This window comes from Frateuria sp. GZRe14 (genome assembly GCF_051900395.1).
GTDB lineage: Bacteria > Pseudomonadota > Gammaproteobacteria > Xanthomonadales > Rhodanobacteraceae > Frateuria_A > Frateuria_A edaphi.
In genome coordinates this window covers 2,297,377-2,310,790 of record NZ_JBHZGJ010000001.1, presented here as the reverse complement: position 1 = coordinate 2,310,790, position 13,414 = coordinate 2,297,377, and the positions used below count along the sequence as shown (strand labels likewise).

Genomic DNA, 13,414 nt, shown 5'->3' with positions numbered 1-13,414 from the left:
GTCAACGCTTCTCCACCGACGCCCCCTCCTGGTGCCGTGTCCGGCCTTCCGGCGCCGCCGAACCATAGCATGGGGCCGGGTTGGCTTCGTGGGAAAGAGTCCATAGAATGCGGGCGGCTGCTACAGCAGGTCGCTCCGCTTCGGGATCGGCTTTTGGGGGTTTGAGGGGGCCCGCGTGATCCGCCAGACAAGGGGGCGAACTTCGGCATGCCATTGGAGAAGGATGTAGCCGGTTTTCTGCGGTCGACATTCCGGTCCATCTGGTCGATGGAACTATTGTTCCTGCTGCTGCGCGATCCCGCGCGCTGCTGGTCCTCTCCGGAACTGGTCGATGCGCTGCGAGCCAGCGAACTGGTCGTGAGCCAGGCGGTGGAATCTCTCCACGCCGCTGGCCTGATCGTGCGCGAGAGCGACGATCTGGTCCGCTACGGCCCGGCCTCCGAAGATCTCCACGAACTCGTCGAAGCCTCCCAGGCCCTGTACGTGCGCTCGCCCGACGCCGTGCTGCGGCTGATCATGCGGTCGCGATCCGACAACCTCGTCGCGTTCGCCGACGCCTTTCGATTCCGTAAGGACTAGCGCGTGTCCCAATACTTCGCACCGGCGGTTTACCTGTTGTGTTTCCTGGCCAGCACGGTCTGTGCGGTGATGCTTGGCCGCAGCTTCCACCGGACCCGCGCCGGGCTGCTGTTCTGGAGCGCCCTGTGTTTCCTGCTGCTGGCGATGCAAAACCTGCTGCTGGTGCTTGACCTGATCGTCTTTCCCGGTTCGGTCGACCTGGCCGTCCCGCGCGCCCTGTTGTCGCTGGCGGCGGTGGCAACGCTGTTGTTCGGCTTCATCTGGAACGGAGAAGGCGAATGACGCTGTTGATCTATTTCCTCTCCGGTGCCGTCACGCTCGGCTTCTTCGTCGGGGGTCTGTTCTTCCTGCGTTTCTGGCGGCGCACCGGCGACAAGCTGTTCCTCGCCTTTTCGCTGGCGTTCGGCTTGCTGGGCGTGGCCCAGATAGTGATCGCGATGACGAACGTGTATTTCGAGGACCGGAGCGCGGCCTATCTGGTCCGCCTGGCGGCGTTCGCGATCATCATCGTGGCGATCGGCCGCAAGAACCGGAAGGTCCTGTAGGGCTGGCTCCAGTCCACCGCTTTTTTCCGTGCGTGATGGGAACTGGGCCGTAAGCCAACCTAGGCCCGTCCTACAGATCCAGCGGCTGCAACGTGCGCGCGCGCTCGGCGCGCTCCCACATCTCGTCGAACTGTTGCCGAAGCGGTGCCCAGCCAGGGCGATCGGCCAGTACGGCACGTCCCTGCGCGCGTTCGGCGTCGGGCTGGAACAGATAGCCGCCACCATCGGTCAGCAGGCATGCCGACGGATTGCCCAGGTCGATCTCCTCGACCGGCACGCGTACCTGGATAACGCTCGGAAGTCGCTGCATCAGCAGGATCAGGCGGTGCCCATCGCGCAGGGCAGTCGCCGGGTCGTTGAGCAACAGGCGGATCTGCGCGCCACGGCCGGCGGTCGCGATGCGGCGCAGCTCGGCCATCTCTTCCGCGCTGGCGTAAAGCGAGTCGTCCAGGCGCGGGAGGCGGATGTCCACCTGTCGGCGCGTCGCGACCAGCAGGGCTTGCCGGGCAGACGCCAGTTCGGCCGGGCTACCGACCGGCAGGGATTCGTCCGGGCCGGGATGGCTCGTCACCGGCGCCCTTTGTGCGGCACGAGGTGGCCATCGTTCACCAGGGTCAGCAGCAGCGCCATGGCCTCGTCGCCGGGCGCGTCGTCGAAGGCGAGCGAGCGTTCGGCGCACAGGCGCCGGGCCAGGTCGGTCGGAGCGGCATACGCGTGGCCATTGGCGAACAGCACCGCCGCGCGCCGACCGCGGCTCCACGCCAGCCGTGACCATGGATGGCGCAATAGCGTCGCGCCGCCGTCCAGGCGTTTGCGCAGGGCAGCCTGGGTCATCGGCCTGGCCGGCGTCGCCGGCGTCTGGGCGTTGCGGTAGCGGGTGATGAATCGCCCGAACCAGTCGCGCAGGCTTTCCTCGTCGAGCGCGCTGGCGAAGGGCAGGGCGATGCGCAGGCGCTCCAGTGCAGCGGCGTCGATCTCGCCCGTCGAACGTGCGGGGGCGAGGTCGGGGTCGGTGTAGCGCTGCGATTCGTCCAGCCGCTCGGCGAGGTAATCGGCCAGGTCGCCGGTGAGTTCCGCCTGCGAGGGCGCGCGCATGCCGACCGAGAAGGTCATGCACGGGCCGCCGAAAGCGACGCCGTCGTGCGGCACACCCGGCGGCAGGTAAAGCATGTCGCCCGGCTCGACCAGCCACTCGTGGGTGGGCTCGAAATGCGCCAATTGCTTCAGTTCGATGTCGGGACGGAAATCCTTCGGCGCCGCCGGGTCGGTGCTGATCGCCCAGTGCCGCGAGCCCAGGGCCTGCAGCAGGAACACGTCGTACTGGTCCACGTGCGCGCCCACGCCGCCACCCGGTTCGGCGTAGGACACCATCACGTCGTCGATCCGCCAGCTCGGCAGAAAGCGGAAATGCTCCAGCAGCTGCGCCACGTCGGCGTCCCACTTGTCCACGTCCTGCACCAGCAGCGTCCAGTTGCGGTCGGGCGTGCGCGAAAAATCGGCTTCGTCGAGCGGCCCGGTCTTCACCGACCAGCGCTCGCGCGCTTCGTCGTGGACGATCAGCCGCGACAGCGCACCGTCCTCGCAGGCCAGGCCGCCCAGGTCATCCGGCCGCAGCGGCGGCTGGAAATCGGGGAAGGCGCTGCGGATCAGCAGCGGGCGTTTTTGCCAGTAGTCACGCAGGAATTGCGCGGGCGGCATGCCCAGCGGTTGTTTAGCCGAACCTCGGACTTCGATCGGGAGTTGCTCGTTCATCCGCGCATTGTAAGGTGCGGGTAGCCGGCTGCGTGCCGGGAAATCCCGTGGAAGTGCCCGCACGCGGCCGCGAATGCATGGCGTTTGCGCGGCGCGGTCCTGCACGGCGCGTTGCCTAACCGAACGCCTTGACCACGTTGTTCACGCCCAGGCCCAGTACGGCGAGCGCCGCCAGCACCGTCGCCACCCGCGCGGGCATGCGCCGGGCAAAGATCGCTCCCACCGGCGCGGCGGCGACGCCGCCTGCGATCAACCCGAGCACGGCCGTGCCATGGCTGAGGCCGATCATCAGCAGGAAGCTGATGCTGGCGGCGATGCTGACCACGCATTTGGCCAGGTGCACCGTGCCGATCACCATCCGCGGCGTGGCGCCACGGGCGACCAGCGTGGTCACGGTGAGCGCGCTCCAGCCGCCGCCGGCCACCGCGTCGGCGAAGCCCGCGCCGAGCCCGAGCACGGGCGTGCCGCGGGGGACGTCCGGCCCGGGCGGGCGTCCCAACGCGCCACGCATCAGCAGGAACACACCCATGCCCAGCAGGTAAGGCGTCAGCGCCAACCGCATCCACTGCGCCGGAACATGCACCACGACCGCGGCGCCGATCACGGCGCCGATCACGCCCGGAATCGCCAGCATCCAGAACAGCGGCCAGCGCACGTTGCCGGCAAGCCAGTGGCTGAGGCCCGACGCGCCGCAGGTGAACGCCTCGGCCTGGTGCACGCTCGCGGTCGCGGTGACCGGCGGCACGCCAAGCCCCAGCAGCATCGCCGCAGAAGTCACGCCATAGGCCATGCCCAACGCGCCATCGACCAGCTGGGCCAGTACGCCGACGGCGGCAAAGGTAAGGAACTCGGCGGGAATCATCATCGATGCGCGCGGGCGTAGGGGTGGCTGGAGTATCCAAGGCGCTGCCCATGCGCGGAAATAAGGGCCTGGTATATCCACATGCCGAGCTGTCCTTTCCCTGGCGCGACCACCGCGCCTAGATTGTCCGGGCCCCACATTTGGACGTCCAAAAGGACAAGATTACGTGAACGCCCTGGCCGCACCAGAGCCCTTGCCAACCATCCTGGCGCCGGAAAAGACGGCCTTGCTCGCCCGACTGGCCGAAGGTCTCGCGCCGGAGGAACTGTACTGGGTGGCCGCCTGGAGCGCGGCCCGCGCCGGCCTGGCGCAGCGTGGTGCCACGCTGATCGATACCCACGCCGGTGCCGGCGAAACGCCGCGACTGACCATCCTTTACGGTAGCCAGACCGGCAATGCCCGGCGGCTGGCCGAGCAGTTGGCCGCGCGCAGCGAGTCGGACGGCCTGCCGGCGCGGCTGGTGCGCGCGGATGCCTATGGGCTGCGCGAACTGGCCAGAGAAACCCATCTGCTGATCGTGATCAGCACCCAGGGCGAAGGCGAGCCACCGGACGATGCCCGTGGTTTCGTCGAATTCGTCGTGGGCAAGCGCGCACCCCGGATGCCCGGGCTTCACTACGCGGTACTGGGGCTGGGCGATTCGAGCTACCCGCAGTTCTGCGCGATCGGTCGCCAGCTCGACGCGCGCCTGGCCGAGCTGGGCGCCAGCCGCCTCGCGCCACTGGGCGAGGCCGACGTCGACATCGACCAGGTTGCCATCCCATGGTCGGCCAAGGCGCTGGAACAGGCGCGCGAGGCGCTTGGCAGGACCCGGTCCGTCACTCGGAACGCCACGGTCCATACCTTGCCCGCGCGCAGCACACACTCGCGCGAGCATCCTTTCGCCGCCACCGTGCTGGGTAACCAGCGCATCGTCTCGCGCGAGAGCGAACGCGCCGTGCATCACCTGGAACTGTCGCTGGAAGGCTCGGGTCTGCGCTATGCGCCCGGCGACGCCATCGGCATCTGGCCGGTCAATCCACCGGCGCTGGTCGAACAATTCCTGCACGCGTTGCGCCTGGACGGCGCGGACGAGGTGACGCACGACGGCCGCACCCTGTCGCTCGCGCGATGGCTGGGTCGCGAGCGCGAACTGACCCGGCTTACCCGCGCCTTCGTCGCCGCCCATGCGGCCGCCAGCGGTCACGCGGACCTGATGCGCGTACTGTGCAAGGAAAATGCGGCGTCGTTCGCCGAGCTGCTCGCCACCCACCAGCCGATCGACCTGCTGCACCGCTACCGCGCGGTGTGGCGGGCGGAAGAACTTGTCGCCGCGCTCCGTCCGCTCACGCCGCGCCTGTATTCCATCGCTTCCAGCCCGCGTGCCGTGGGCGAGGAGGAAGTCCACCTCACGGTCGCGCGGGTGGAATACGAGGCATTCGGCATGCCGCACTGGGGCGCGGCCTCGGCCTTTCTGTCGGCGGCGGAGGACGCGGCCGCGGTGCCGGTGTTCATCGAAACCAACGACCGGTTTCGCCTGCCCGCCGACGACCGCCGCGACATCATCATGATCGGCCCGGGCACGGGCGTGGCGCCGTTTCGAGCCTTCGTGCAGGACCGTCGCGAAACCGGCGCTCGCGGCCGCAACTGGCTGCTGTTCGGCAACCGCCATTTCACCCGCGATTTCCTCTATCAGGTCGAATGGCAGGAAGCGTTGAAAGCGGGGGCACTGCACCGCCTCGACCTGGCTTTTTCCCGTGACGGCGCGCGAAAGGTCTACGTGCAGGACTGCCTGCGCGAACAGGGAAGGGAGCTGTACGCCTGGCTCGAAGGCGGCGCGCACCTGTACGTGTGCGGCGACGCGACGCACATGGCGAAGGACGTGCACGCGACGCTGCTCGACATCGCCATCGCCCACGGCGGGCATTCCCCCGACACGGCCAGGGAATGGCTTACCGACCTCCTCACCCAGGGCCGCTACGCCCGCGACGTGTACTGACCATGCCAGCGCTTTCCGAACTCGAATACATCAAGGATCAAAGCCGGCAGCTGCGCGGCTCCATCGCAGACGGCCTGGCCGATCCGGTCACCGGCGCCATCGGCGAGGCCGACACGAAGTTGCTCAAGTTCCACGGCAGCTACCAGCAGGACGATCGCGACCTGCGCGAGGAACGACGCCGCCAGAAACTGGAGCCGCTTTACAGCTTCATGCTGCGCGCGCGCCTGCCCGGTGGCGTGGTCACGCCGGCGCAATGGCTGGTGTTCGACCGGCTCGCCCGCGACTACGCCAGCAGCGGCCTGCGTATCACCACACGCCAGACGTTCCAGTGGCACGGCATCCTCAAACGCGACCTCAAGCCCACGATCGCGGCGATCAACGACGCCATGGCCAGCACCATCGCCGCCTGCGGCGACGTGCTGCGCAACGTGGTGAGTACCCCGTTGCCGGTGCAGTCGCACGCTCATGCCGAGGCCTACGCCTGGGCAGCGAAGCTGTCCGAGGAGCTCGCGCCGAAGACGACCGCCTACCACGAGCTCTGGCTCGATGGCGAAAAGCTGGTCGGCGAGCCCGAGCCCGAGCCGCTCTACGGCCGCACGTACCTGCCGCGCAAGTTCAAGATCGGTCTGGCGATTCCGCCGCTCAACGATATCGACGTGTTCGCGCAGGACCTGGGGCTGATCGCCATTGCCGAGGACGGCCGCCTCGCCGGCTTCAACCTCGCCATCGGCGGCGGCATGGGCGCCACCCACGGCGATCCCGGCACCTATCCGCGCCTGGCCGAGGTGATCGGCTTCGTCGAGCCGGGGCAGTTGCGCGACGCGGCCGAACAGATCATCGCCATCCAGCGCGACTGGGGCGACCGCGGCGAGCGCAAGTGCGCGCGGCTGAAGTACACGCTGGACCGGCGCGGCACCGATGCGTTCAAGGCCGAACTGGAGCGGCGCCTGGGCTTCGACCTGCAGGCCGCGCGCCCGTACCGCTTCGAGCACAACGGCGACCGCTACGGCTGGTTGCAGGGCAGCGATGGTCGCTGGCATCTCACCCTGCATGTCGAATCCGGCCGCCTGCTCGACCGCGCTGAGCGCCGGTTGCTCAGCGGCATGCGCGAACTGGCGGCGGCGCACACCGGCGACTTCCGCCTCACCTGCAACCAGAACGTGATCGTCGCGAATGTCCAAGCGGCCGACCGCGAACGCATCGACGCCATCGTTGCCGCCCATGGCTTGGACGGCTACCGCCGGCAGAGCGCGATCCGTCGCCACGCGATCGCCTGCGTGGCGCTGCCGACCTGCGGCCTGGCCATGGCCGAGAGCGAGCGCTACCTGCCGACGATCCTGGACAAGCTCGAGGCGCGGCTGGCGCGCCACGGCCTGCTGGACGCACCGATCCTGCTGCGCCTCTCCGGTTGCCCGAACGGCTGCTCCCGGCCGTACCTGGGCGAAATCGCGCTGGTCGGCCGCGCGCCCGGCCGCTACGACCTGCGCCTGGGTGCCGACTTCGCCGGCCAGCGGCTGAATTCCCTCTACCGCGAGAACGTGGACGAGAAGGCAATTCTGGACGCACTCGACCCCCTGTTTGCCGGCTATGCCGCCGAGCGGTCGCCCGGCGAAGGCTTCGGCGATTTCCTGCTGCGCAGCGGTGTCCTCGCGCCGCCGGGACCTGCGCGCCGCATTCCGGCAGAGGTGATCGGATGAACGCGGCGATGCTTCGCCAGGCCGTTGGCGAGCCGCAGGCGCTGGCCGACATCAACGCCCATCTGGCCGGGCTCGATGCCGAGGCGCGCGTGGCCTGGGCGCTGGAACATGTGCCAGGCGAGCACGTGTTGTCCTCCAGCTTCGGCGCGCAGGCGGCGGTGTCGCTGCACATGGTCACGCGGCAACGGCCATGGATCCCGGTGGTCCTGATCGATACCGGCTATCTGTTTCCCGAAACGTACCGCTTCGTCGACGAACTCACCGGGCGGCTCGAGCTCGACCTCAGGGTCTACCGCGCCACGCTGAGCCCGGCCTGGATGGAGGCCCGCCATGGCCGACTGTGGGAGCAGGGCGTGGCCGGCATCGATCGCTACAACCAGATGCGCAAGGTCGAACCGATGCAGCGCGCGCTGGCGGAACTGGGCGCGGCCGGCTGGTTCGCCGGCCTGCGCCGCAGCCAGGCGAGCACGCGCGCCGGCGTGGAGTTCGCCGAACACCGCAACGGCCGCTGGAAATTCCACCCGCTGGCCGACTGGACCGACCGCGACGTCGGCCTCTACCTCAAGCGCCACGATCTTCCCTACCACCCGCTGTGGGAACAGGGCTACACCTCGATCGGCGACGTGCACACCAGTCACCGCTGGGAGCCGGGCATGGACCCGGAGGACACGCGCTTCTTCGGGCTCAAGCGTGAATGCGGCCTGCACAACATCCTTTGAGCCTTGGACTAGCCTAATCACCAGCGACTGGAGGAGAGCCACATGAACGTGACTGCGCTCGCTGCCGATACGGCCGCCACCGACCGCTTGATCGCCCCGCACGGCGGCGTGCTCAAAGACCTGTACCTGCCGTCGGCGGAAGCCGAGGCGCTCGGCGCGCGCATCGGCGACTGGCCGTCGCTGGTGCTCAACACGCGCCAACTGTGCGACCTGGAACTGCTGCTTTCGGGCGCGTTCTCGCCGCTGGAGGGTTTTCTCGGCCGCAACGACTACAACGGCGTGGTGCAGGACATGCGCCTGGCCGACGGCACGCTATGGCCGATGCCGATCACGCTGGACGTGGACGAGGCCTTCTCGGCCAAATTGTCCATCGGTAGCGAGGTGGTGCTGCGCGACGAGGAGGGCATGCCGCTGGCGGTTCTCGAGGTTCAGGACATTTACTGGCCAGACCGCCTCCACGAGGCGCTGCGCGTGTTCGGCACCAGCGACCGCACGCACCCGGGCGTGGCCGAACTGTTCGATCGGACCGGACCGGTGTACCTGGGTGGCCGCGTGCGTGGCCTGCGGCCGCCCGCGCACCCGGATTTCGCCGAGCTGCGCGATACGCCGCGCGCGCTGCGCGCCTGGTTCGAAGCCAATGGCTGGAGCCGCATCGTCGCCTTCCAGACGCGCAACCCCATGCACCGCGCGCACCGCGAACTGACGCTGCGCGCGGCCGAGCAGGTCGGCGCCAGGTTGCTGATCCAGCCCTCGGTCGGGCGCACCAAGCCCGATGACGTCGACTACTCCACCCGCGTGCGCTGCTACCGCGCGCTGCTCTCGCACTACCCGGAGGGCCAGGCCAGGTTGTCGTTGCTGCCGCTGGCCATGCGCATGGGCGGGCCGCGCGAGGCGATGTGGCACGCGATCATCCGCAAGAACTATGGCGCCAGCCATTTCATCGTGGGGCGCGACCACGCCGGCCCGGGCAAGGACGCCAGCGGCAAGCCGTTCTATGGCCCATACGAGGCGCAGCAGCTCCTGGAGCAACACCAGGCGGAGCTCGGCATCCGGATCGTGCCGTTCCCGGCCATGGTCTACGCGGTTAACCGCGATGCCTACATCCCGGCTACCGAAGTGCAGCCCGCGGACGAGGTGCGCGACATCTCCGGTACCGAACTGCGTCGGCGCCTGCGCGAAGGCAGCGAGATCCCCGACTGGTTCTCCTTCCCCGACGTGGTGAAGATCCTGCGCGAACGGCATCCACCTCCCTCCCCGTAAGGCGGCTCTTCTCCCCTTTTGGGCAGACGGCATGGAGGGGCGCAGGAAGCCCCGATTGAGCACTCCTCTTTCGGAGAGGCGGACGCGAGGGCGAAGGCCAACCGCCGCCTCAGGCAGCGTCCGGAAGCGCCACGGCCCGCTCGCGCCAGTGCGGCGCCTGCGGCCATGCGTCCGGCAGCTCGTCGCCGGCCAGCACGCGCGCCACGTCCCGGCGGTCAAGATGCGGCGCGAACCGCCCGATGAACTCCAGCACGAACTCGCGTACCACCGCTTCCCGGCGCAACACGATCCACGTCGTGCATTGCGGGAACAGGTGGTCGGCCGGCAGCACGCGCAGGTCCCCGTCGGCGGCCAGCATCGCCATCTCCGCCAGCACGCCGATGCCCAGGCCCGCGCGGACGTAGGTCTTGATCAGGTCGGCGTCGCCGGCGGTCATCGCGATCTGCGGCACCAGCCCCGCGGTCTCGAACACCCGCCGCAGCGAAGACTCCGGCTTGACCGAGGAGTCGTAGCTGATCAGCGGCTCGGCCGCGAGTTCGGCCAGCGTGGGCGGCAGGGCGCGCCGCGCCAGGGCGTGGCCCGCCGGCGCGACCACCACGCGATGCCAGCGGTAGGCGGGCAGGGCGATGCCGATGGATGGCGGCGCACCGGCCGTGCTGATCACGGCCATGTCCACCCGACCGCTTTCGAGCTGGGCCAGCACGTCGGCATCCTGGCCCGGCTGCAGGTGCACGCTCACCTGAGGGTAGGACTGGTTGAGCGCCGCGATCGAGGCGGGCAGGGCAAAGCGCGCCTGGGTGTGGGTCGTGCCGATGCGCAGTTCGCCATGCGCCTCGTTGCGAAGGTTCGCGGCGATCGAGCGGATGTTGGCCGCCTCGGCCAGGATCACCCGCGCGCGTTCGAGCACCTGGCGGCCGGCGTGGGTGACCGCATCAAGGCTTTTGCCCTTGCGCACGAAAAGCTTGAAGCCAAGTTCATCCTCAAGCTGCTTGAGCTGCTTGCTGAGGCCCGGCTGGGTTGCATGCACGCGTTCGGCGGCCAGGGTGATGTTGAGCCCGGCGTCGGCGATAGCCACCAGGCAGCGGAGTTGGACCAGGGTCATGGCGGGGAATCCGTGTTCGTTCGGCAGGAGGGGTGGACGCGGACGAATCACGGGTACATCGCCCAGGCGCACCTCGGGGTGGGCCGTAGTGATTGCGTGGTGGCTGCCGTTCGCTTGACATATTTGGACGTCTATACGTCCACTCTTGTGCTGTGTCAAGGAAATGTAGCCGGCGCCCCGGTCCACATGCCGTGAAGGCATATGCCGCCGGCGACAATTCATTTGTCGCCCCCGGAGCGCCCGCCTAGCGTGATCGGACTTCCACGCAGGCCGTCTCCTTGAAGCTCTACCCGCTGTTTGCCGACCTCTCGCATCGCGCCGTCCTGGTGGTCGGTGGCGGCGCCGTGGCCGAGCGCAAGGTGGCGGCCTTGCTGGAGGCCGGCGCGCAGGTGACGGTGAATGCGCCCGAGCTGACGCCGCTGCTGCGAGGATGGGTGGAGCGGGGAGCTCTCGCCCATCATCCGGAGCCTTTCCGGGAGGCCTGGCTCGATCGCGTCTGGCTGGTCGTCGCGGCGACGTCCGATCGGGCGACCAACGCCCTGATCGCGGAGCTGGCGGGGCTGCGGCGGTTGTTCGTCAACGTGGTGGACGATGCGCAACTGTCCAGCTTCCACGTGCCCGCGGTGATCGACCGCGCACCGCTGACCATCGCGATTTCCAGCGGCGGCCAGGCGCCGATGCTGGCGCGCCTGCTGCGCGAGCGGCTGGAGAGCCTGCTGGATCATTCGCTGGGCGCGCTGGCCACGCTGGCGGCGCGGCTGCGTCCGCGCATCCGCCTGCGCTTCGCGCAAGCGGCCGCGCGACGGCGCTTCTACGAAACGCTCTTCTCCGGGCCGGTGGCGATCCTGCTGCGACAAGGGCGCGAGGCCGAGGCGCGCCGTGCGGCGGAGAGCGCACTGGCCGACGAGGAGAACACGGCTGCGGGTTCGGTGGTGCTGGTCGGCGCAGGCCCCGGCGATCCGGGGCTGCTCACCCTGCGCGGCCTGCGCGCGCTCAACGGGGCGGACGTGATCCTGCATGACCGCCTGGTCAGCGCTGACGTCCTGGCGCTGGCGCGGCGCGATGCCGAGCGCATCGAGGTCGGCAAGCAGGCAGGCCACCACCACGTCACCCAGCAACAGATCCACGCGTTGATGCTCGAACACGCCCGCGCGGGCCGCCGCGTCGTGCGACTCAAGGGCGGCGATCCGTTCGTGTTCGGGCGCGGCGGCGAAGAGCTCGAATTCCTCCGCGCCCACGGCATCCCTTACGAGGTGGTCCCAGGCATCACCGCGGCGCTCGCCTGCGCCGCCTACGCCGGCGTGCCGCTGACCCACCGCGACCACGCCCAGTCGGTGCGCCTGCTCACCGCTCACTGCCAGGTTTCGCACGACACGCTGGACTGGGCCGCACTGGCGCAGGAGAACCAGACGCTGGCCGTCTACATGGGCGTGGGTGAACTCGCCACCCTGCAGTCGCGGCTGCTCGAGCACGGGCGCGCGCCGGCCACGCCGTTCGCCCTGGTGGAGAACGGTTCGCGCGCCGACCAGCGCGTCGTGACCGGCACGCTGGCCCAGCTCGCCGGGCGCGCCGCGGCCCATGCGGTCCGTTCACCTGCGCTGCTGATACTCGGCGAGGTCGCCACGCTGGCGGGCTCGCTGGCGTGGTTCGGCGCGCCTCCGCTGGGCGCGGGCATCGACGACATCGGCGAAGCGGGCATGGCGGCCCGCGTTCGCCAACCGGCACGCCAGGACGGCGTGCTCGCCGCGCTCCACCAGGCATGAACCCTCGCCGGCGCATCCGCCGGTACTTCCTACGGAGTCAGTACCCATGATCTACAACAGCATCCTGGACACCATCGGCAACACGCCGATCGTCAAGCTGCACCGGCTCGCGCCGAAGAACGTCGAGCTCTACGTGAAGGTGGAGGCCTTCAATCCGGCCGGTTCGGTGAAGGATCGCCTGGCGCTGGCGATCATCCTGGATGCCGAGCAGCGCGGCACGCTCAAGCCCGGCCAGACCGTCATCGAGGCGACCTCCGGCAACACCGGCGTGGCGCTGGCGGCGGTGTGCGCGGCGCGCGGCTATCCGTTCGTGGCGGTGATGACCGAAACCTTTTCGATCGAGCGTCGCAAGCTGATCCGCGCCTACGGCGGCAAGGTCGTGCTGACGCCCGCGGCGGCCCGTGGCACCGGCATGGTCGAAAAGGCCGCCGAGCTCGCGAAGAAGTACGGCTGGTTCCTTGCCAGCCAGTTCGAGAACCCGGCCAACCCGGCCTACCACCGCAGCACGACCGCGGCCGAGATCCTGCGCGACTTCGCCGGCCGCCGGCTCGATTACTTCGTGACCGGCTGGGGCACCGGCGGCACGCTGACCGGCGTCGGCGAAGTGCTCAAGGTCGCGCGGCCGGAAGTGAAGATCATCGCCAGCGAGCCGGCTGGAGCGGCCTTGCTGTCGGGCAAGGAATGGCAGCCGCACAAGATCCAGGGCTGGACGCCCGACTTCGTCCCGGGCGTGCTCAATCGCGAAGTGGTCGATGAGATCCTGCCGGTGGACGACACGGTCGCCCGCGACACCTCGCGCAAGCTGGCGGAGCAGGAAGGCATCTTCGTGGGCCTCTCCTCCGGCGCCACGCTGGCGGCGGCGCTGCAGGCGGCCAAGGGCGCGCCGGAAGGCTCGGTGCTGCTGGCGATGCTGCCGGACACCGGCGAGCGTTACCTGTCGACGTTCCTGTTCGAGGGCGTCAACGAGGGCTCCGATGAAGTGGAGGCGGCAGGGTCGTCGCTGGCCGCAAAGGCCACTGCGGCCTGAGTCGCGTCGCCCCTGTGCGCGCCAGGGCTTGAACCCTCTCCCGTCCGGGAGAGGGCAGGGTGAGCGGCCGGGGCTCGTCCGACTGATCGGGCATGCGAAAAGCAGCGGCGCAAAGCTCCACAGGGGAGCG

General features: G+C 69.2%; 13 protein-coding genes. 9 read left to right on the top strand and 4 right to left on the bottom strand.

All coding sequences use genetic code 11. The features are described 5' to 3' along the window. Window positions 1-207: 207 nt before the first annotated feature. From ACFWZ1_RS10590 to ACFWZ1_RS10580, 3 genes are read left to right on the top strand one after another with little or no spacing between them, the layout of a single operon-like run. The gene (locus ACFWZ1_RS10590; RefSeq protein WP_231320511.1) at window positions 208-579 is read left to right on the top strand and encodes a hypothetical protein; all 372 of its coding nucleotides are present in this window, start codon (window positions 208-210) and stop codon (window positions 577-579) included. A gap of 3 nt (window positions 580-582) precedes the next feature. Continuing rightward, window positions 583-861: a DUF5985 family protein gene (locus ACFWZ1_RS10585; RefSeq protein ID WP_231320509.1), complete on the top strand. Its 279-nt coding sequence runs from the start codon at window positions 583-585 to the stop codon at window positions 859-861. After that, window positions 858-1,124, top strand: coding sequence for a DUF5985 family protein (locus ACFWZ1_RS10580; protein WP_231320507.1), 267 nt, complete (start codon window positions 858-860; stop codon window positions 1,122-1,124). Before ACFWZ1_RS10585 ends, ACFWZ1_RS10580 begins: the two co-directional genes overlap by 4 nt. A 70-nt stretch (window positions 1,125-1,194) precedes the next feature. Here ACFWZ1_RS10580 and ACFWZ1_RS10575 read toward each other — a convergent pair whose 3' ends face one another. The 3 genes from ACFWZ1_RS10575 to ACFWZ1_RS10565 all read right to left on the bottom strand — a co-directional run bounded on the left by ACFWZ1_RS10575 (window position 1,195) and on the right by ACFWZ1_RS10565 (window position 3,741). Further along, entirely contained in the window at window positions 1,195-1,695 is a 501-nt protein-coding gene (locus ACFWZ1_RS10575; protein WP_439666396.1) for a hypothetical protein, read from the bottom strand. Then, the gene (locus ACFWZ1_RS10570; protein ID WP_439666395.1) at window positions 1,692-2,876 is read right to left on the bottom strand and encodes a ribosomal protein uL16 3-hydroxylase; all 1,185 of its coding nucleotides are present in this window, start codon (window positions 2,874-2,876) and stop codon (window positions 1,692-1,694) included. The genes ACFWZ1_RS10575 and ACFWZ1_RS10570 overlap by 4 nt, the downstream gene beginning before the upstream one ends. Window positions 2,877-2,991: 115 nt before the next feature. Then, on the bottom strand, window positions 2,992-3,741 hold the full coding sequence (locus ACFWZ1_RS10565) for a sulfite exporter TauE/SafE family protein (protein ID WP_439666394.1): 750 nt from the start codon (window positions 3,739-3,741) through the stop codon (window positions 2,992-2,994). Between the two features lie 163 nt (window positions 3,742-3,904). Between ACFWZ1_RS10565 and ACFWZ1_RS10560 the strand changes: the two genes are divergently transcribed. From ACFWZ1_RS10560 to sat, 4 genes are read left to right on the top strand one after another with little or no spacing between them, the layout of a single operon-like run. Further along, window positions 3,905-5,716, top strand: a complete 1,812-nt coding sequence (locus ACFWZ1_RS10560) for an assimilatory sulfite reductase (NADPH) flavoprotein subunit (RefSeq protein WP_439666393.1) — start codon at window positions 3,905-3,907, stop codon at window positions 5,714-5,716. Between the two features lie 2 nt (window positions 5,717-5,718). Continuing rightward, complete coding sequence (gene cysI / locus ACFWZ1_RS10555) at window positions 5,719-7,413, top strand: assimilatory sulfite reductase (NADPH) hemoprotein subunit (protein WP_439666392.1); 1,695 nt, start codon at window positions 5,719-5,721, stop codon at window positions 7,411-7,413. Next, window positions 7,410-8,132, top strand: coding sequence for a phosphoadenylyl-sulfate reductase (locus tag ACFWZ1_RS10550; protein ID WP_439666391.1), 723 nt, complete (start codon window positions 7,410-7,412; stop codon window positions 8,130-8,132). Before cysI ends, ACFWZ1_RS10550 begins: the two co-directional genes overlap by 4 nt. Window positions 8,133-8,174: 42 nt before the next feature. Continuing rightward, a complete protein-coding gene (gene sat, locus ACFWZ1_RS10545; protein WP_439666390.1) occupies window positions 8,175-9,392 on the top strand; it encodes a sulfate adenylyltransferase in 1,218 nt (405 codons plus the stop codon). Between the two features lie 109 nt (window positions 9,393-9,501). Here sat and ACFWZ1_RS10540 read toward each other — a convergent pair whose 3' ends face one another. Beyond that, the gene (locus ACFWZ1_RS10540; RefSeq protein WP_439666389.1) at window positions 9,502-10,494 is read right to left on the bottom strand and encodes a LysR substrate-binding domain-containing protein; all 993 of its coding nucleotides are present in this window, start codon (window positions 10,492-10,494) and stop codon (window positions 9,502-9,504) included. Window positions 10,495-10,772: 278 nt separating this feature from the next. On the opposite strand from ACFWZ1_RS10540, the gene cysG reads away from it, so the two are divergent. Further along, window positions 10,773-12,257, top strand: a complete 1,485-nt coding sequence (gene cysG / locus ACFWZ1_RS10535; protein WP_439666388.1) for a siroheme synthase CysG — start codon at window positions 10,773-10,775, stop codon at window positions 12,255-12,257. Between the two features lie 46 nt (window positions 12,258-12,303). Next, on the top strand, window positions 12,304-13,284 hold the full coding sequence (gene cysK, locus ACFWZ1_RS10530; RefSeq protein ID WP_231320491.1) for a cysteine synthase A: 981 nt from the start codon (window positions 12,304-12,306) through the stop codon (window positions 13,282-13,284). Window positions 13,285-13,414: the final 130 nt, after the last annotated feature.